Source organism: Citrobacter youngae (genome assembly GCF_003818115.1).
Lineage (GTDB): Bacteria > Pseudomonadota > Gammaproteobacteria > Enterobacterales > Enterobacteriaceae > Citrobacter > Citrobacter youngae.
This window is the reverse complement of record NZ_RPOI01000012.1, coordinates 1-18,608: the sequence shown is the minus strand read 5'-3', so window position 1 is coordinate 18,608 and position 18,608 is coordinate 1. Positions and strand designations below refer to the sequence as shown.

Below are 18,608 nucleotides of genomic sequence, written 5' to 3'. Positions count from 1 at the left end.
GAGTTAACGGGGCGTCTGACGCCCCGGCCTGATTCTAAAATACTATTATTATGCGCGTAACTTAACGTCGATCGCGTCTTGTGCACGATTAGTGCGTGGAGCGTCATGCGTGTGCTGGCGACCAGACACATCCAGGACTTCCTGATTATTCACCAGTTCGCCCAACGTAATGTTGTTGAGGAAACCGGTCAGACGATCGCTCAGATCGCGCCACAGCGCGTGGGTCAGGCATTTATCGCCGCCCTGACAACCGCCTTTGCCCTGGCAACGGGTCGCATCTACAGACTCGTCCACAGCGCTGATTACTTCACCTACTGCGATGCTGCCGGCATCTTTACCCAGCAGATACCCGCCGCCTGGTCCACGTACGCTGGAAACCAGACCGTTTTTACGCAAACGGGAAAACAGCTGCTCCAGATATGACAGGGAAATTCCCTGACGTTCAGAAATATCAGCCAACGGTACCGGGCCCGTTTCGGAGTTGAGCGCAACGTCCAACATTGCGGTCACGGCATAACGCCCTTTTGATGTCAGTCTCATGTCTTACTTAGCCTCAAACTCGCCCCTGCCCGGGGTTTTTTATTGTAAAATGGGGGTATTGCATAGCAGGGGCAAGTCTGACATTCCCGACTAAATCAGTCAACTATTTACTTGACTAATTTAGTCAGGTATTTAACCTTCAGTGCCATTTTTACTTGCCGGAGGCGTTACGTTTACTTGCCTTTATTCTGTTGCTCAATTGACGCTAAAATCCCGCGCAAAATGTTCAGCTCCTGGCTCTCAGGACGCGCGCGCGTAAACAGACGGCGCAGCTTATTCATCACCTGTCCCGGATGCCCTTCACGGATAAACCCGGTCGACAGAAGCGTTTGTTCCAGATGACCGTAAAAACGCTCTAAATCATCGACCAGCGGGTACTCAGCTTCTTCGTATTCTGTGGTCTTCTCGCTTTCCTGCGTTGCCAGCCAGGCCATACGCACTTCATAAGAGATGACCTGCACCGCCATCGCCAGGTTCAGCGAGCTGTATTCCGGGTTCGCGGCAATAGCGACGTGGTAATGGCACTTCTGCAGTTCTTCATTCGTCAGACCAACGCGTTCACGACCAAACACCAGCGCCACCGGCGAATTCGTCGCTTCAGAGACGCTTTTTAAACCGCATTCACGCGGATCCAGCATCGGCCACGGCAGCGTACGGGAGCGCGCGCTGGTGCCTACTACCAGGCTGCAACCTGCCAGAGCTTCATCGAGAGTATCGACGATCTGCGCGCTGCCGATCACATCACTGGCACCTGCCGCCAGAGCGATGGCCTGAGAGTCCGGTTTAACCAGTGGATTTACCAGCCACAGATTGGTTAAACCCATGGTTTTCATTGCGCGGGCTACAGAGCCCATGTTGCCAGTGTGAGAGGTTTCCACCAGCACGATTCGAATATTTTGCAGCATTGTATTTCTTCGGCTAAAGATTATTCGGGCATATTATCATAAAACGAAGACATATTCCGAACTCGCTGCTATACTCTGCGCCGTTTTCCCGTTCTTTAACATCCAGTGAGAGAGACCGATGCATCCGATGCTGACCATCGCCGTGCGCGCAGCGCGCAAGGCGGGTAATGTAATTGCCAAACACTACGAAACCCCAGACTCTGTAGAAACCAGCCAGAAAGGCAGCAATGATTTCGTGACTAACGTCGATAAAGCCGCCGAAGCGATTATTATCGAAACTATTCGCAAATCTTACCCACAGCACACCATCATCACCGAAGAAAGCGGTGAGCACGCAGGTGAAGATCAGGATGTTCAATGGGTTATCGATCCACTGGATGGCACTACCAACTTCGTAAAACGTCTGCCGCACTTCGCGGTATCTATCGCAGTACGCATTAAAGGCCGTACTGAAGTCGCCGTTGTTTACGATCCAATGCGTAACGAACTGTTCACCGCCACTCGCGGCCAGGGCGCACAGCTGAACGGCTATCGTCTGCGTGGCAGCACCGCCCGCGATCTGGACGGCACCATCATCGCCACCGGTTTCCCGTTCAAAGCGAAGCAGCACGCCGCTTCTTACATGAAAATTCTTGGCAAAATGTTTACCGAGTGCGCTGACTTCCGCCGCACAGGTTCTGCTGCGCTGGATCTGGCTTACGTTGCCGCTGCGCGCGTTGACGGTTACTTCGAAATCGGTCTGAAACCATGGGATTTCGCAGCAGGTGAGCTGATTGCGCGTGAAGCTGGCGCACTGGTTTGCGACTTCACCGGTGGTCATAACTACCTGGCAACCGGCAACATCGTTGCAGGTAACCCGCGCGTTGTTAAAGCCATGTTGGCTAACATGCGTGACGAACTGAGCGATGCGCTGAAGCGTTAATCTGCTGTGGTGCCGGATGCGACGCTTTCGCGTCTTATCCGGCCTACAAGTCATACCATTCCGCTCACTAACCTAAAACGGTCTTATCCCTCGCCCTACCGGCACCGCGCTCATCCACATCACTATCGCAGCAACAATAAGCACCGCACCACCGGCTAACGCCAGCGTTGTCCATCCGATTTGCCGCCACAGCACCGGCGCTTTATGCCCGCTAATTCTCACCGCCAGCGAGCGAAAACTGTGTACCAGCAGAGCCAGTGACGTAATCGTCAAAGAGGTTCCTGCCGCCATCGCCAACGCCGACGCCATACCCCAGCTAAAGACACCAACCACTTTACTGAACAGCAGCACCATAATTGCGCCAGAGCATGGGCGCATGCCCATAGAGAGAATAATCATCAACCGGGCGCGCCAGTCATCACCGCTTTGCAGTTGTTCCGGGTTGGGCAAATGCTGATGCCCGCAGCCGCAGCCCTCGTGATGCACATGGTGCGGCGTAAAGGCGGTGAATTTCGGGCGCATCAGCAGCTGGCGCAATTTCTTTAGCGCACGGACACACAATAAAACACCCAACACGCCAACCAGCGCATAACTTCCTTTCTCCAGCCAGAAACTGCTCATATGCAGCTGTCGGGCAGGCAGTTGCAAGACGGTGAGGACTACAACCACCAGTCCTATTGCCACCAGCCCTTGCAATAGGGAAGACGCCAGCGTCAGCCCAATGCTCGACTTGAGTTTCGACGGATGCGTCGCAAGCCAGGTCGTGATGACGATTTTGCCGTGCCCCGGCCCCAATGCGTGCAATACCCCATATATAAAGCTAAACAACAGCAGAGATCCGCCCGCACGTGTGGGGTTCGCGGCAACCGCTTTCAGCAACCCGCTCATCTGCTGGTTAACGTCGCGCTGCCAGACGACACTTTGCATCATCACCTGCGGCCAGGCCTGCCATAACCACAACACCCCGCCTGTCGCCAGCAACAAAAAGACCGCCAGCGGCCATAGCGTGAGCCAGCGGCGTCTGGCTGCGCGTTGTTGATAAACTACTGACATTGCAGCGTCACCGTCTGTGCAAACTGTTTACCCAACTCCATATCCTCCGGCGGTGCGTCTTCTTTATCCAGCGACTGCGCAAAGCTCAACATGTGTTCATTCGGCGTCGGCGTATGCACTGAAATATGGCATTGCTGGCTTATGGTCTGCGAAAGCCGGGCGTCGCTGTCTTTGTCATAGCTCATATCGACGTAGTAGGTCGGATCGAAGGTTGAAATAGTATATTTTTGACCGCTCAGTGGTTGAGCTTCGGCCAGCGGCAGAACGAACGTCAGCACCGCCTGGTGTTCTTCACGCTCCATGCCATATTCCGTCGGTCTGTTTTTAAACTTTACCTTTTTCCCATCGTGCCACACTTCGGTGAAATAGTGCTGCCCGAGAACGTTGGCCATCACTTCCGCCGCCAGTTTTTTCCAAATTTCATCACCAGGTTTGGCATTCCCCGCATCGTAAAGCAGATCGGCCGAAGTGATTTCATCCATCGTCCAGCGCATTTTCAGCGCGACGAACCGATCATTCTCGCTCACAACTTCAGTTTTCAGATGAATAAAGCTATGGGGATGCGCACCTGCGCCAAAGGACAGAACTACGAGAAACCACGTCATAATGATACGTTTAACGCCTTGCATGAGTTCTCCACGTTAAAAATCAACACCGCCACAAATAATGATGCCGTATTTGGCGCAAGTGTGCCGAGGATACCATTGAACGAAAAAATATTGAGCACCCTTTTCCGGTATCGATTCAGTTCTCAATTTCGATAATTTCTTCTTCGGGAAATTCCACCCAAACACCTTTTCGGCGTCAAAGCCTAAGTCAAATGATAATAAAATGTTAATTAACAGTTTCATTTTAATGCTTAATTAACACTTAATTTGAACATTTGAATGTAAAACCATGCAAATTTAACCAATTATTAACCATTTTGTTTCCATAAATTCACAATAATGGGCGTATATCACATTCTCCAAACTTATGATTCATTCCCTCTTCCATTCGTTGTTAACTTCACGCCGTGACATGTCCTGCCCCCTACGAAAGGTACAACTATGAAATTCAAACTCGCATTACTCAGTGCAACCCTGGTTTCTGCATGCATGTTGTCCGGCACGTCCTTTGCGGCGGAAAAATATGAAATTGCTGTGGTTGCCAAAGTCACCGGTATTCCCTGGTTTAACCGCATGGAAACCGGTGTTAACGAAGCAGCAAAAAAACTGGATGTGAACGCTTACCAGACCGGTCCGTCTACGCCGGACCCGGCACAGCAGGTCAAAGTGATTGAGGATCTGATCGCCAAAAACGTCAACGCAATCATCGTGGTACCAAACGATGCCAAGGTTCTTGAGCCGGTACTGAAAAAAGCGCGCGAGAAAGGCATTGTGGTCCTGACGCACGAATCCCCGGACGAGCAAATCGGTCAGTGGGATATCGAAACCATCGACAGTGAAAAATACGCGCAGGCCAACGTTGATGAGCTAGCAAAAAACATGGGCGGCAAAGGGGGTTATGCCATCTATGTCGGTTCGCTGACGGTCCCACTGCATAATGCGTGGGCGGATTATGCAATTAAGTACCAGAAAGAAAAATATCCGGAAATGTTCGAGGTCACTTCACGCCTGCCGGTCGCGGAAAGCATCGATAAATCCTACGCCACAACGCTGGATCTGATGAAAACCTATCCGCAGATGAAGGGCATTATCGGCTTCGGCTCACTGGGTCCAATTGGGGCGGGTCAGGCTGTGCAGAAAAAACGCGCCAAAGATAAGATCGCCGTTGTCGGGATCGCCATGCCAGCACAAGCTGCGCCTTACCTGATGCGCGGTGATATCAAAAAAGCGCTGCTGTGGGATCCAAAAGATGCGGGCTATGCGCTGGTAACGGTTGCCGATCAGCTGTTGCAGGGCAAAGAAGTCAATGCAGATCTGAGTATCGACGGTTTAGGGAAAGCCGATATCGACACGGAGAAGAAAGTGATCCGCTTTAACAAGATCCTCGAAGTCACCAAAGACAACGCACAGTCACTCGGTTTCTAAGGCTTTTGCCAACACCAGGGAAACCATAACGCCGACCGTCTGGTCGGCGCTATCCACCAAACTAACACTCAGCGTCCGTCAGGACGCTCGCAGGGGTATTGTCCATGACAGACACCACCGCATTTATCACTCTTGAGAATATCAGCAAACAATTCCCGGGCGTGCTGGCGCTGGATAACGTGAATCTGACGCTGAGAAAAGGCGAAGTTCACTGTCTGGCGGGTCAAAACGGCTGTGGTAAAAGCACCATTATTAAAGTGATCTCCGGGGTTTATCACCCGGAAAAAGGCGCGCAGATTTTACTCGACGGAAAATTGTTCCATCACCTGACGCCGCAGCTTTCGTCCCACTACGGCATTCAGGTTATTTATCAGGACCTGTCGTTGTTCCCCAACTTTAGCGTCGCGGAAAATATTGCGGTTAACCGCTACCTTCCTGGCGGCGATATCTGGGTGCGTCGTGGCGCTATGAAACAGCAGGCGCTGGCCGCCATGAAACGTATCGGGGTGAATATCGATCCCGATAAAAAAGTAGAAAAACTCTCGATTGCTGATCGACAGCTGGTCGCCATTTGCCGGGCGATTGCCGCCGATGCGCGTCTGGTGATTATGGACGAGCCCACCGCCTCGCTAACCCGCCAGGAGGTCAATGGCCTGCTGAAGGTGGTTAACGAACTGAAAGCGGCCGGTATTTGCGTGGTGTTTGTCAGCCATCGTCTGGATGAAGTAATGGAAGTGGCAGACCGTATCAGCGTGATGCGCGACGGCAAACTGGTGGGTACATATCCTGCCAGCGAACTGGACAGTCACGAGCTGGCTTTCCTGATGACCGGACAACGCTTCCACTACAGCCCGCTGCCGGAGAAATCATTCGACGATCGAGAGCCCCTGCTGGAGCTGCGCAACCTCAGCCGCAGAGGCAAATACCAGAACATTAATCTGTCGCTACACGGCGGCGAGATTGTCTCAATTGTCGGCCTGTTGGGCGCCGGGCGTACCGAGCTTTGTTTGAGCCTGTTTGGCATGACACACCCGGAAAGCGGCGAGATGCGTATTAACGGTCAGCCGGTCACGCTTCGTAATAACCATGACGCCATCAAACACGGGATCGGCTATGTCTCAGAAGATCGCCTGACGCAGGGGCTGATCATGGAGCAGTCGATTTACGACAACACCATCGTCACGGTCTTTGATCAGCTGCATACCGGCAGCGGCCTGCTCGATCACCATAAAGCGCAAAAGCTGGTCGCCGATTTGATCCGCGAGCTAAATATCAAGGTGTCCGATCCGCACCTGCCGGTCAAAACGCTTTCCGGCGGGAATGCCCAGCGCATCGCCATTGCCAAATGGGTGGCGACCAATCCCCGCATTCTGATCCTCGACTCGCCTACCGTAGGCGTGGATATCGCCAACAAAGAGGGCATTTACCAGATCGCCCGCGATTTAGCGGAACAAGGTATGGCGGTGCTGATGATTTGCGATGAAATCCCGGAAGCGTATTACAACAGCCACCGCGTGCTGGTGATGCGTCGCGGCAGGCTGGTGGCGGAATTTAATCCTCATCACTGCCGTGAAGAGGAGATTGCTGAAGTGGTCGAGGTAATCAATGAATAAGATGCATCTGTCCCGTTTAATCGGGCAACATGAATTCTGGCTGGGCCTGCTGGTCGTGGCGCTGGCGGTTGGGCTGAGCATCAGCACCGACGAGTTCTTGTCTTTGGGGAACCTGACGGATGTGGCCACCAGCTACGCGATTCTCGGCATCCTTGCCTGTGGGCTGTTTGTGGTGCTGATTTCCGGCGGGATCGATATCTCATTTCCGGCGATGACCGCGATTGCCCAGTATGCGATGGCCAGTTGGGTGATCGGCCACGGCGGCAACTTCGCTCTGGCGTTAACCATTGCGATTGCGGTGGGCCTGCTGCTTGGACTGATTAATGGCTTCCTGGTCTACTGGCTGCGCGTTCCGGCAATCATCATTACCATCGCCACGCTGAACGTCTACTACGGCCTGCTGGTATACGCCACCAAAGGCACCTGGCTGTACGGTTTCCCTGACTGGTTTATGAACGGCATTAACTGGTTCTCCTTCACCGCGGCAGATGGCTACGACTACGGCCTGACCCTGCCCCTGCTGTGCCTGGCGGCGGTGATCGTCTTTACCGCAGTGCTGATGAACTATACCCGTCTTGGCCGTCAGGTTTACGCCATGGGCGGCAACCGCGACGCGGCCTCACGCCTGGGGCTGAATCTGCTGAAGCTGCATTTCTACGTGTATGGCTATATGGGCATTCTGGCAGGTGTTGCGGCCGTGGTTCAGGCGCAAATCACCCAGTCAGTTGCACCCAATTCGCTGCTCGGCTTTGAGCTGACGGTGCTGGCGGCGGTCGTACTCGGCGGAACCAGCATGAGCGGCGGGCGCGGTACGTTGACCGGAACCCTGCTCGGCGTTGTCTTACTCGCCTTCTTACAAAATGGTCTGACGCTACTCAGCGTCTCCTCTTACTGGCACACCGTATTCAGCGGCGCCATTATCCTGGTCAGCATCAGTGCCACGGCCTGGAACGAAAAACGCAAACTGGCAAGGGAGCTTTGAGATGAAAACAATCGCCAGATTTTTACCCGGTGATGCCATCATTCGTCTGCAATGCGTCATTATTGTGGTCGTCGCCCTGGTTTTCTCAGCCCTGCTCGGCAGCCGTTTTTTTAGCGTCGCTAACTTCCAGTCGATAGGCTCACAGTTACCGATCCTCGGCATGCTGGCCCTCGGGATGGGTATGACCATGCTGACCGGCGGCATTAACCTGTCAATTATTGCCGGGGCGAACGCCTGCTCGCTGGTGATGGCGGCGATTATCGTCACCCATCCGGATAACCCGCTGTTTCTGGTGCTGGCGCTGCTGGCAGGGGCTGCCGTGGCGGTGGCTATCGGCACGCTCAACGGCGCACTGATTGCCTGGGTCGGCGTCTCACCGATTCTCGCCACCCTCGGCACGATGACGCTTATCTCCGGGCTGAATATTCTGCTCTCCAACGGGACGGTGATTTCGGGTTTCCCGACCGCCATTCAGTACCTTGGCAACGCCACGATTGCGGGTATTCCGGTGGCGCTGTTGCTCTTTTTCCTGGTGGCAATCCTGCTATGGGTACTGCTGGAGCACACCACGCTGGGGCGCAGCCTGTATCTCGTCGGTTCCAATGAACAAGCTACCCGCTACAGCGGCGTGAATACCGTGCGGGTACAAATTTCCGTGTACGTTATTTCAGCCCTGCTCGGCTGGGTCGCCGCCATTTTGATGATGGCGAAATTTAACTCGGCAAAAGCCGGATACGGTGAGTCCTACCTGCTGGTCACCATCCTTGCCTCCGTACTCGGCGGCATCAATCCGGATGGCGGCTTCGGACGCATTATCGGCCTGGTCCTGGCGCTGATTGTGCTGCAAATGCTGGAAAGCGGCCTTAACTTGCTGGGGGTCAGCAGCTATCTGACGATGGCGCTGTGGGGCGCGGTGCTGATCCTCTTTATCGCATTACAGAATCGTAAAGCCTGATTTCAGGAGAAAAAATTATGGCAAGTTACTTTATTGGTGTGGATGTCGGAACCGGAAGCGCCCGTGCTGGCGTGTTTGATCTCAACGGCAGAATGGTCGGCCAGGCCAGTCGGGCCATCGAGATTTACCGCCCGCAGGCCGATTTTGTTGAGCAGTCTTCCGATAACATCTGGCAGGCGGTGTGTAACGCGGTTCGCGATGCGATTAACCAGTCGGATATCAACCCTATCCAGGTGAAAGGTCTGGGCTTTGACGCGACCTGTTCACTGGTGGTGTTGGACAAAGAAGGTAAACCACTGACCATTAGTCCGTCCGGGCGCAGCGAACAGAATATCATTGTGTGGATGGATCACCGCGCCATTACCCAGGCCGAACGCATCAACGCCCTGCACCACCGGGTGCTGGACTACGTTGGCGGCATTATCTCACCGGAAATGCAAACGCCAAAGCTGCTGTGGCTGAAGCAACATATGCCCAACACCTGGGCCAATGCGGGATACTACTTTGACCTGCCCGATTTCCTGACCTGGCGCGCAACGGGCGATGACACGCGCTCACTGTGCTCGACGGTGTGTAAATGGACCTATATGGGCCATGAAGACAAATGGGATGCCAGCTATTTCCGCCAGATTGGGCTGGAAGACTTGCTGGAACATGATGCCGCCAAAATTGGTCGCTACGTGAAAACCATGGGCGAACCGCTCGGTCACGGGCTGTCCGCACGCGCCGCCAGCGAAATGGGGCTGATTCCGGGGACCGCGGTCAGCGTCTCGATCATCGATGCCCACGCCGGTACGCTCGGCACGCTCGGCGCAAGCGGTGTTTCCGGCGAGGTGGCGGATTTTGACCGTCGTATCGCGCTGATTGGCGGCACCTCTACCGGACACATGGCGATTTCCAAAGAGCCGCGTTTTATCGGCGGCGTTTGGGGTCCTTACTACTCAGCAGTGCTGCCAGAATACTGGCTTAACGAAGGTGGACAGTCGGCAACCGGGGCGTTAATCGACCACGTTATTCAGTCGCATCCTTGTTACGAAACCTTGTTGACCCAGGCGAAATCTCAAGGGCAGACCATTTATGAAGTGCTGAATGCGCTGCTGCGTAAAATGGCCGGTGAGCCGGAAGATATCGCATTTTTAACCCGCGATATGCACATCCTGCCCTATTTCCACGGCAACCGTTCACCGCGCGCCAACCCAACGCTCACAGGCGCTATCACCGGACTGAAGCTGTCGCGCACGCCGGAAGATATGGCGTTACAGTACCTCGCGACCATTCAGGCCATTGCGCTGGGAACCCGTCATATCATTGAAACGATGAATCAAAGCGGCTATACCATCGATACCATTATGGCCAGCGGCGGCGGGACGAAAAACCCGATCTTCGTTCAGGAGCATGCCAACGCCACCGGCTGTGCGATGCTGCTGCCTGAAGAGAGCGAAGCCATGCTGCTGGGTGGCGCCATGATGGGAACTATCGCCGCGGGCGTGTTCGATACCTTCCCGGAAGCAATGTCAGCGATGAGCCGGATAGGTAAAACGGTCACCCCGCAGACCAATCGCATTAAGCAGTACTACGATCGCAAATATCGGGTGTTCCACGAGATGTATCAGGACCATATGAAATACCGCCAGTTGATGCAGGAGGACGCATGAGTGATTCATGGTCTCAGGCCAGCGACGTATTTCAGCTCTATAGCGATGCCCTGGCGGGTCTGGGGCAGCATCTGACTGAACCGGTCTGGCAGTCGCTGATGGCGGAGTTGCGCAGTTGTACAGGGAAAATCGTCGTGACCGGCGTCGGTACATCCGGTATTGCGGCGCGTAAAGTCGCGCATATGCTCGCCTGCGTGGAACGTCCGGCGATTTATCTCAACGCAACGGATGCAGCGCATGGCGATTTGGGCTTCTTACGCGCTAACGACCTGGTGATTATGCTGTCGCGCGGGGGGAATTCGGACGAGCTCACCCGGCTGCTGCCCGGGTTGGCTGCGAGGAATGTGCCCATCCTGAGCGTGACTGAAAACGCCGATTCGGCCATTGCTAAAGCCTCGAGGCTGGTGATTTCCACCGGTGTACAGCGCGAGGCCGATCCGCTGAACATGTTGGCTACCACCTCTATTTTACTGGTGCTGGCTATCTTTGACGCCGCCTGTGCCTGTCTGATGAGCGAGAGCGGATACTCAAAGGAAACGCTGCTGGCGGTACATCCGGGCGGCGATGTGGGATTAACGCTGAGTCGTGAGCAGTAACGCCATCCGGCGTATTGTTACGTTCACCTTATGTTTTTCACTTCTCTGAAACGATACTGCCTGTGAACGTGTTAAGGGTACTATCGCCGTACCCTTAACAATCCCGGCTCCCGGCGGGAAAATTGTTGCTACGCAATACCCTCCGCTTATTCCTCCAGGCTACCGGGCCGGGCGCGAGGTAGCATCCCTGCAAAACGCGCCCTGAGCCAGCATCCATGCTGGCTCTCCCGGCCTTACGGAACCACGTCGGCAATTTTCAGCCGGACCAGCCCACACCTGACCACCTGCATTTTTATTTGAATATATCTGAACAGCAAAACAGATTTAACTGGAAGTCAGAGCGTTGCAGCGATGACCCCGGTCCGGCTGAAAATCGATGAGGCGTTGACGGCTGACCGGGTCTGCCCGCAGGAATGCGGGCAGAGGGGACGGCCTGCAGGGACGCAGGCTCGACCCCGACCCGACAGGCAGACGGCATAAGACGAATACATCGCGTAGCGACGATTTTCCCGCCGGGAGCCTGGGATGCAAGGGAGGCGACGGTGAGCCTCCCTTGCACGTTCACGGGTATCAGCGCTTCAGAGAAATGACACTGCTGAGGTGAACGGAACCCTTTCTCTGCGATAGCATGTTCATACCACCCTCCGCCAGCATTCCCCCTCTGGCATTTTTTTATATCTAAACAAAAGATAAAACAGTGAAAAAACGGATTAACGCGCTGCGTTCCACTCCCGCTATCTGTTCCGCACGTTAAAAATTCTGTGACGCTCTCCAGCATTCCTGGTGGAAAGCATTCCATTCTCCAAATCTATGAGCAAACTTTAGCTATTCTTATCAAACATACTTACGGGAGACCCTACAGATGATGTCAACGCTTGCTCCGCCATCTGTACTTTCCGCTCCCCAGCGCCGTTGCCAGGTTCTGCTGACGCTTTTCCTGCCGGGGCAAATCGCGACTACACAAACCTTCAGCAGCCTCAATGGTGTCGATGATGCCACGGTTCAGGAAGATATTATTGGCGCAGGGCTCGAAATCCAGCGCTATCACCGGCTCACGATAGCCACCGCGCAGAATGGTGGCTATGCGATCGAAGGAACCCCGCTAAATCAGCGTCTGTGTCTGTTGCAGTGGCTGCGCCGTGGCCTGCGGATTTGCCCTACTTTTATCGCTCAGCATTTCACGCCCACTTTAAAAATTGCTCTTAAACAACAAGGTATCGCACGTACGCTGTATGACGACACCAATCTGCATGCGCTCATCAATCTGTGCTCCCGGCGCTTACAGAAGCCGTTTGAGTGTCGTGACATCCAGTTCCTGCGCTTGTATTTACAATATTGTCTGCTACAGCACCACGCGGGGATCACCCCGGAGTTTAATCCACTCCAGCAACGGTGGGCACAATCCTGCGCTGAGTATCCGCTCGCCGAGGAAATTGGCCGCCACTGGCAGCGCCACGTCATGCAAAGTGCGCCGCTGGGCGAATCGCTGTTTATGGCGTTGTTATTCTCAATGATCCGCATCCCCGACCCGATCCGCGATAATCACCAGCAGGATCGCCGCCTGCGCCTTGCTATTGCGCGGCTGGTGTTGCGTTTTCGCGAGTATGGCAACGTGCGCTTCAGCGACGAGCAAGGGCTGAATGACCAGTTGTATATCCACCTGGCCCAGGCACTGAACCGCAGCGTATTTGCCATCGGCATTGATAACACACTACCGGAGGAGTTCAGCCGACTTTATCCCCGGCTGGTTCGAACTACCCGCGAGGCGATTCACGGCTTTGAAGCGGAATACGATGTCCAGTTTTCAGAAGAAGAGATCGGCCTGGTCGCCGTTATTTTCGGCGCCTGGCTGATGCAGGAGAAGGATTTGCACGAAAAGCAGATTATCCTGCTGACCGGTAGTAACGAACAACTTGAAGCGCATATAGAGCAACAGCTGCGCGAACTGACGCTGCTGCCGCTCAACGTAAAGCATATGCCGATGCAGGACTTTCAAAAAGAGGGAGCGCCGCGTGGCGTAACGCTGATTATTACACCGTACACCACGCCGCTACCGCTGTTTTCTCCCCCGCTGATTCATGCGGATCTGGCGCTTACGTCTCACCAGCAGCAGCAGATCCGCAAAATCCTTGAATCATAACGTCGCAGGCTGCGCCACCACTTTCGGGCGCAGAACGATAGCTGGTAGCGCCACCAGCGCCATCACCCAGAATACGCCGCTGCCCAGGTTCTGGTACAGATAGCCGGCGAAAACGGTCATGATGGCGATACTGCCGCCCATCGCCACCGCAGAATATACCGCCTGGAGACGAATCACTTCACTGCCCTGTCGCGCAGCAATGTAACGCATCGCCGCCAGGTGGCAGACGGTAAACGTTCCGCAATGCAGGATTTGCACCACAATCAGCCACGGCAGCTCTGTGCTCCAGCCCATCAGGCCCCAACGCGCGACGCCGCAAACGGCGGAAAGCAGCAGAAGATCGCGAGCGCTAAAGCGGCGGAACAGCTTGTGGCTGAGCGCAAAAATAATCACTTCCGCCACCACGCCTAAAGACCATAAATAGCCCACCGCCGAAGCGGAATACCCGGCAGACTGCCAGTAAATGGCGCTGAAACCGTAATAAGCTGCATGCGCGCCCTGCAGCAGACTCACGCAGGCCAGAAAGCGCCAGCTTTGGGTTATTAGCGCGCGCCAGGCGGGCCATCCTGCGCTCTCCTGCTGACGGTTTTCACCCGCTGGCTGCACGCTCGGGCGAATCATCATGCCCAGCAGCATTGAGGCGGCGCCAAGCGATAACAGGACCAGGATCACCCGATAGTCGAACAGGCTCACCAGTTTGCCGGTCAACGCAGAGCCGATCACAAAGGCCACGGATCCCCACAGTCGCACCCGACCGTAATCCATGGTTATCTGTTTTTGCCAGGTGTTGGCCAGTGCGTCGGTCAGCGGCACCAGCGGCGAGAAAAACAGGTTAAAGCCGACCATCACCACCATCAGCCACGCCACGTTGGTCCCCGCCCAGAAGGCCAGCGCAAACACCAACGTCAATAAGGCCAGAATACGTAACGCTGAGATCAGCCGAGAGGGATCGCTCACACGCGGTGCAATCAGCAAGCTACCGAGAAAACGGGCAATCAGCCCCGCGCCCAGCAGTAAACCGATGGTTTCCGGCGTCAGCCCTAACCCTTCGAGCCAGACGCTCCAGAAAGGCAGAAAGATACCGTAGCTAAAGAAGTAGGTGAAATAACCGAGCGCCAGCCAGCGCGTGGAATGCAAAGCCATGAATCCCTCCCGTTTGGAGGCGATAGTCTGGCGACAAACGCAGGCTGGCGCAAGAGAGCATTAACAGGCAGATAACATGATTTTTGCCCTATTCGACGCTAATTTGCATCGCAAAATGGCAGCGTTCTCCCTGCGCTAAAACCTGCAATCCCGGCTGCCCCTGCATGTTGTGGGCATTCACCGGATGCGTTTGCGGCTCCAGGCACAGGAACTCCTCACCCGACATTCTGAACAGCATCAACCACGGAGTTTGCGCTAAAATCGTGACTTTCATCACATCCCGCTGAATAACGGCCCGCCCGCTCCAGCCAGAATATTCGACATTCAGCCAGCTATCCTCACCGTATTGCGCATGCATGAAATCCGCCGCTGAAGGGATATCGCGTTGCCATTCCAGCGGCAGATGCTGTTCCCCCTCCGGCCAGTAACCGCCGGCGGTGAACTGCGCCGTGCTGCGCTTATCAAAGGCGAGAAACGGATGGAACCCGCAGCCGTAAATCATTGGCTGTTCACCGCAATGAGTGAGCGTCAACGAGGCGTGCAGGCTTGAGGTTTCCAGTTGATAGCAAAGCCGCGCCGTATAGTCGTAGCCGCAGGGGTGCCAACTGCGCAACTGCAGCAAACAGCCGCTTTGGGTAGCGGTAATAATCTGCCAGCGTTGCAGCCAGCCGTCACCGTGCAGGAAGAAAGTGTCGTCTGCGCCATGCTGAGGTAAAACCACCTCTTCACCGCGCAGCATAAAACGATTTCCCGCCACCCGATTCGCGACCGGCAGCATCGGGAACAGGCCGCAATCACCAGGCCGCTGACCATGACCTTCGCGTAAAATGGCCTGTTGATGTTGTAACGAAACCAGGCTTAATAGAGAACCGCCCTGCGGATCGACGCACATCCGCAGATGTGCGTTTTGTAGCGTCAGCAGACCATCCATTAGCGAGCGCTTCGCGGTTGGGTTGATGCACCAACTTTTGTATGCTGCGCCGCCAGCTGTTCTTCCAGCGCTTCCAGCGTCACGCCTTTGGTTTCCGGTACATTACGCAGAACATAGATGAAGCCCATCGCGCAAATCACACCGTACAGCAGGAAGCTTCCCGACGCGCCCAGACTCGCATTGAGCAGCGGGAAGGTATAGGTCAGCAGGAAACAAGCAATCCACAGCGCCAGCGTCCCCAGCGACATTGCCAGCCCGCGCACGCGGTTGGGAAAAATTTCTGATAGCAGCACCCAGGTCACCGGCGCCAGCGTCAGAGCATAAATCGCGATTGCCGCCAGCACCAGAACCAAAACCGGCCAGCCCATAATGCCCAACCCGTACGCCCCGGCAATCAGTACGTAGATAACCGTCAATCCTGACGCGCCGAACAGCATCAATTTACGACGGCCAATTTTGTCCACTAACGGCAGAGCAGCAAGGGTAAAGACCAGATTGATGATCCCTGTCGCCACGATCGATTTTAACGTACCGTTGATGTCGAATCCGGCAGAGGCGAAGATCTCCTGCGCATAGTTGAAAATAACGTTGATCCCACACCACTGCTGGAACACTGCCAGCACCATGCCAATAATCACGATCGGTTTGATCTGCGGTTGTAACAGCGTTGACCACGCGACCTTGTGATTATCTTTTTGCAGCGTATGTTCAATCTCTTTCAGCGTTTGCCCGGCATATTCCGCCGAACCAATGCGCTGCAGCATGGCACGCGCACGATCGGCTTTGCCCGCTTTCACCAGCCAGCGCGGCGATTCAGGTACAAAGAACATCAGCACCAGGAAAATTACCGCAGGCACTAATTCAGCACCAAACATCCAGCGCCAGCCTGTCTGACCGTTCCAGCTTTCAACAATGGCCTGCTGCGTAGCGCCTGTGGCAACAGGTTCGGCAATCATCAGGTTGATAAGCTGCGCCGCCAGCACGCCAATGACGATGGTGAGCTGGTTAACGGCAACAAAGCGACCTCGCTTTTCCGCCGGGCTGACCTCGGCGATATACAGCGGACTTAGCGCAGACGCCAGACCAATCCCCACGCCACCCACAATGCGATAGACAATAAACATATCGAAGTTACTGGCGACGGCAGTTCCCCATGCAGAAGCGCTAAAGAGGATCGCTGAAAGAATCAGCGGCATTTTTCGGCCAAATTTATCGGCGCACCAGCCGGAAATCAGCGCGCCAAAGATACAACCAACCAGCGCGGAACTCATCGCCCAGCCGGATTGCGCCGGATCGGTAATCGAGAAATATGCTTCATAGAAGGGTTTTGCCCCGCCGATCACCACCCAGTCATAGCCAAACAGTAAACCTCCGCAGGCCGCAACCAGGCAGATAGTCCAGACGTAACCAATCTTTAAATGTGTCTGCGCGTTATTCATTATGATTCCTCTTTCAGGGAAACGCAGGGTACAGTAGGTTTCGGGTGAGGTTATCCCCCACCCGTTTCGAGTGTTACTGGAAAAGCCTTACGTTAATGGCGTGACGCAGCAGTAATGCCTTGTCATGTGCCGGATTGAGTTGCAGGAGTTCATCAAGTTCACGCTGACAGGCGGCGCTATTTCCTAGCCCCAGATGCCCGAGCGCATTGATAAACAGGCAGTGTTGCTGGTGTTTTGCTTCTGCTGAGGTATCCAGCACCACCAGGTCGGGTAGCGATACGGCAAAGAAATCGACATCCGGCACGTTGTCGTGATGCGACTCAACCCATTGCAGGAAGCTATTGAACAGAGCGTCCGCCTCTGCATCATCGCCAAGTTTTCTCTGCGCCATACCCTGCCAGAAGAGATAGTCCACTGGCTGGTCGTTGTAGTAACGTCCGGCATCCAGTGAGCTTCCGCCTCGCGTCGCACGGGAGAAGTAGCGCTGAGACTCTTCGAAATGGCCTTGCAGCTGCGCGCAATACCCCAGCAAATACCAGATGTCGTTATCCGTTTGCCCTGGCAAACGGCCTTCCCCGAGGTTTTGCGGATAGTGCAGCGCCTGTTGCAGTTGCGTAATAGCAGTTTGCGGGTCGCCGGACTGCACGGCAGCCAGCGCGCGATGTAATTGATTAAGCAGATATTGCCCGGTGGCTTTACCTTCACCGCCTTCCCACGGATGGAACACCCGCTCACGTAATACTGCGGCGGCATCGTCATAGCGCCCCAACCCATTCCACAAGCTGAGCAGTTCCACCGTCAGATCATCACGCAGGAAGACAATCTCTTTACTGGCTTCCAGCCGCTGCAGGCGCTGTTCAGCCGGTTGTGCCATCAGCTTGTTGAGATAGTCGAGTTCAAACAGGAAGCGGGCATTTTGCGGCTCCAGCGCCACGGCTTGCGACAGATACTGTTTCGCCTGCTGCGCATCGTGCAGTTTGTTCCAGGCGTAAATCCCCAGTAAACGATGCGCCGGAGCGAAATCCGCTTCCTGCGCAAGCGTGAACTGCCAGCAGGAAACCGCCTCGGCATAACGCCGTTTGCTGTACCAGAAACAGCCGAGTAAATAGCGGGCAAAAGCGCTTTGCTCAAGAGTTTGCAGCATCTGCACTTCATCCAGCGTATTGGGGAAACGCACGCGGTTTTGCAGACACTCACGAGCACGTTCAATGAAGGGTTGTGGATTATCGCTCAGCGAGGCGCGCCACAGCATCGGCAGCGTTTCCTGGCTGTCGAGCAGTTCCAGCACGCCACGGGCAGCATCCTTTTGCCCCAAAGAGGTCAGCCAGCCTGCCAGTTCACACGCGTTGGTCCCGCGACGCCCGGTAATCGAGATCAGCGCAAGCGCTGTCGCCTCGTCCTGGCAGATAGCCCAGCGCGCATAGTGCAGGGTATAGCTCAGCGGATAATCCACCAGCTGTTGGCGAATGTAGTCCAGCGCTTGCGCATTGCGATCAAGCTTTGTCAGCGCCAGCGCTTTCAGTCCCATCGCCAGGTTATTACTGCCGTTAAAGCGCAGGCTCTGCTCCACCTTTTCCAACGCGCCAGCGTAATCCTGACGCTTCATCGCCAAACGCGCTAACGACCAGAAAGCCGCATCCCGGCAGTTGCCGCTCCAGCTGGCCTTATAATAATTATCCCACGCGCTGTCGTCGTCGCCTC

At 55.0% G+C, this 18,608-nt stretch carries 16 protein-coding genes; 8 read left to right on the top strand and 8 right to left on the bottom strand.

The window, feature by feature from the left end; translation table 11 throughout:
* Window positions 1-48: 48 nt before the first annotated feature.
* Together iscR and trmJ are read right to left on the bottom strand one after the other, a co-directional pair.
* Window positions 49-540: a Fe-S cluster assembly transcriptional regulator IscR gene (gene iscR / locus EHN13_RS10655; RefSeq protein WP_003037674.1), complete on the bottom strand. Its 492-nt coding sequence runs from the start codon at window positions 538-540 to the stop codon at window positions 49-51.
* A gap of 173 nt (window positions 541-713) precedes the next feature.
* A complete protein-coding gene (trmJ, locus tag EHN13_RS10650) occupies window positions 714-1,445 on the bottom strand; it encodes a tRNA (cytosine(32)/uridine(32)-2'-O)-methyltransferase TrmJ (protein WP_048218399.1) in 732 nt (243 codons plus the stop codon).
* A 118-nt stretch (window positions 1,446-1,563) separates the two neighbouring features.
* On the opposite strand from trmJ, the gene suhB reads away from it, so the two are divergent.
* The gene (suhB, locus tag EHN13_RS10645) at window positions 1,564-2,367 is read left to right on the top strand and encodes an inositol-1-monophosphatase (protein WP_003037670.1); all 804 of its coding nucleotides are present in this window, start codon (window positions 1,564-1,566) and stop codon (window positions 2,365-2,367) included.
* Window positions 2,368-2,439: 72 nt separating this feature from the next.
* Here suhB and EHN13_RS10640 read toward each other — a convergent pair whose 3' ends face one another.
* Complete coding sequence (locus EHN13_RS10640; protein WP_124021370.1) at window positions 2,440-3,420, bottom strand: nickel/cobalt transporter; 981 nt, start codon at window positions 3,418-3,420, stop codon at window positions 2,440-2,442.
* Complete coding sequence (locus EHN13_RS10635) at window positions 3,411-4,049, bottom strand: DUF1007 family protein (protein WP_124021369.1); 639 nt, start codon at window positions 4,047-4,049, stop codon at window positions 3,411-3,413. Before EHN13_RS10635 ends, EHN13_RS10640 begins: the two co-directional genes overlap by 10 nt.
* A 420-nt stretch (window positions 4,050-4,469) precedes the next feature.
* Between EHN13_RS10635 and EHN13_RS10630 the strand changes: the two genes are divergently transcribed.
* The 7 genes from EHN13_RS10630 to csiE all read left to right on the top strand — a co-directional run bounded on the left by EHN13_RS10630 (window position 4,470) and on the right by csiE (window position 13,394).
* Window positions 4,470-5,453, top strand: a complete 984-nt coding sequence (locus EHN13_RS10630) for an autoinducer 2 ABC transporter substrate-binding protein (protein ID WP_032949791.1) — start codon at window positions 4,470-4,472, stop codon at window positions 5,451-5,453.
* 104 nt (window positions 5,454-5,557) lie between these two features.
* Complete coding sequence (locus EHN13_RS10625; protein WP_124021368.1) at window positions 5,558-7,066, top strand: sugar ABC transporter ATP-binding protein; 1,509 nt, start codon at window positions 5,558-5,560, stop codon at window positions 7,064-7,066.
* Window positions 7,059-8,048, top strand: coding sequence for an ABC transporter permease (locus EHN13_RS10620; protein WP_115601659.1), 990 nt, complete (start codon window positions 7,059-7,061; stop codon window positions 8,046-8,048). Before EHN13_RS10625 ends, EHN13_RS10620 begins: the two co-directional genes overlap by 8 nt.
* A 1-nt stretch (window position 8,049) precedes the next feature.
* Window positions 8,050-9,003, top strand: coding sequence for an ABC transporter permease (locus EHN13_RS10615; protein WP_003037658.1), 954 nt, complete (start codon window positions 8,050-8,052; stop codon window positions 9,001-9,003).
* 17 nt (window positions 9,004-9,020) lie between these two features.
* Entirely contained in the window at window positions 9,021-10,658 is a 1,638-nt protein-coding gene (locus EHN13_RS10610; RefSeq protein ID WP_061068343.1) for an FGGY-family carbohydrate kinase, read from the top strand.
* Window positions 10,655-11,254, top strand: a complete 600-nt coding sequence (locus EHN13_RS10605; protein ID WP_101742013.1) for a KpsF/GutQ family sugar-phosphate isomerase — start codon at window positions 10,655-10,657, stop codon at window positions 11,252-11,254. The genes EHN13_RS10610 and EHN13_RS10605 overlap by 4 nt, the downstream gene beginning before the upstream one ends.
* A gap of 862 nt (window positions 11,255-12,116) precedes the next feature.
* On the top strand, window positions 12,117-13,394 hold the full coding sequence (gene csiE / locus EHN13_RS10590; protein ID WP_003037652.1) for a stationary phase inducible protein CsiE: 1,278 nt from the start codon (window positions 12,117-12,119) through the stop codon (window positions 13,392-13,394).
* Here the strand turns inward: csiE and EHN13_RS10585 are convergent.
* From EHN13_RS10585 to EHN13_RS10570, 4 genes are all read right to left on the bottom strand, one after another.
* Window positions 13,389-14,537: a 3-phenylpropionate MFS transporter gene (locus EHN13_RS10585; RefSeq protein ID WP_003037650.1), complete on the bottom strand. Its 1,149-nt coding sequence runs from the start codon at window positions 14,535-14,537 to the stop codon at window positions 13,389-13,391. The two genes, csiE and EHN13_RS10585, sit on opposite strands and share 6 nt — an antisense overlap.
* 88 nt (window positions 14,538-14,625) lie before the next feature.
* Complete coding sequence (locus EHN13_RS10580; protein WP_124021366.1) at window positions 14,626-15,468, bottom strand: aldose 1-epimerase; 843 nt, start codon at window positions 15,466-15,468, stop codon at window positions 14,626-14,628.
* Window positions 15,468-16,907, bottom strand: coding sequence for a sugar porter family MFS transporter (locus EHN13_RS10575; RefSeq protein ID WP_003838420.1), 1,440 nt, complete (start codon window positions 16,905-16,907; stop codon window positions 15,468-15,470). Before EHN13_RS10575 ends, EHN13_RS10580 begins: the two co-directional genes overlap by 1 nt.
* 73 nt (window positions 16,908-16,980) lie before the next feature.
* The coding region (locus EHN13_RS10570; RefSeq protein WP_170166185.1) for a tetratricopeptide repeat protein at window positions 16,981-18,608 on the bottom strand (1,628 nt) is incomplete at its 5' end.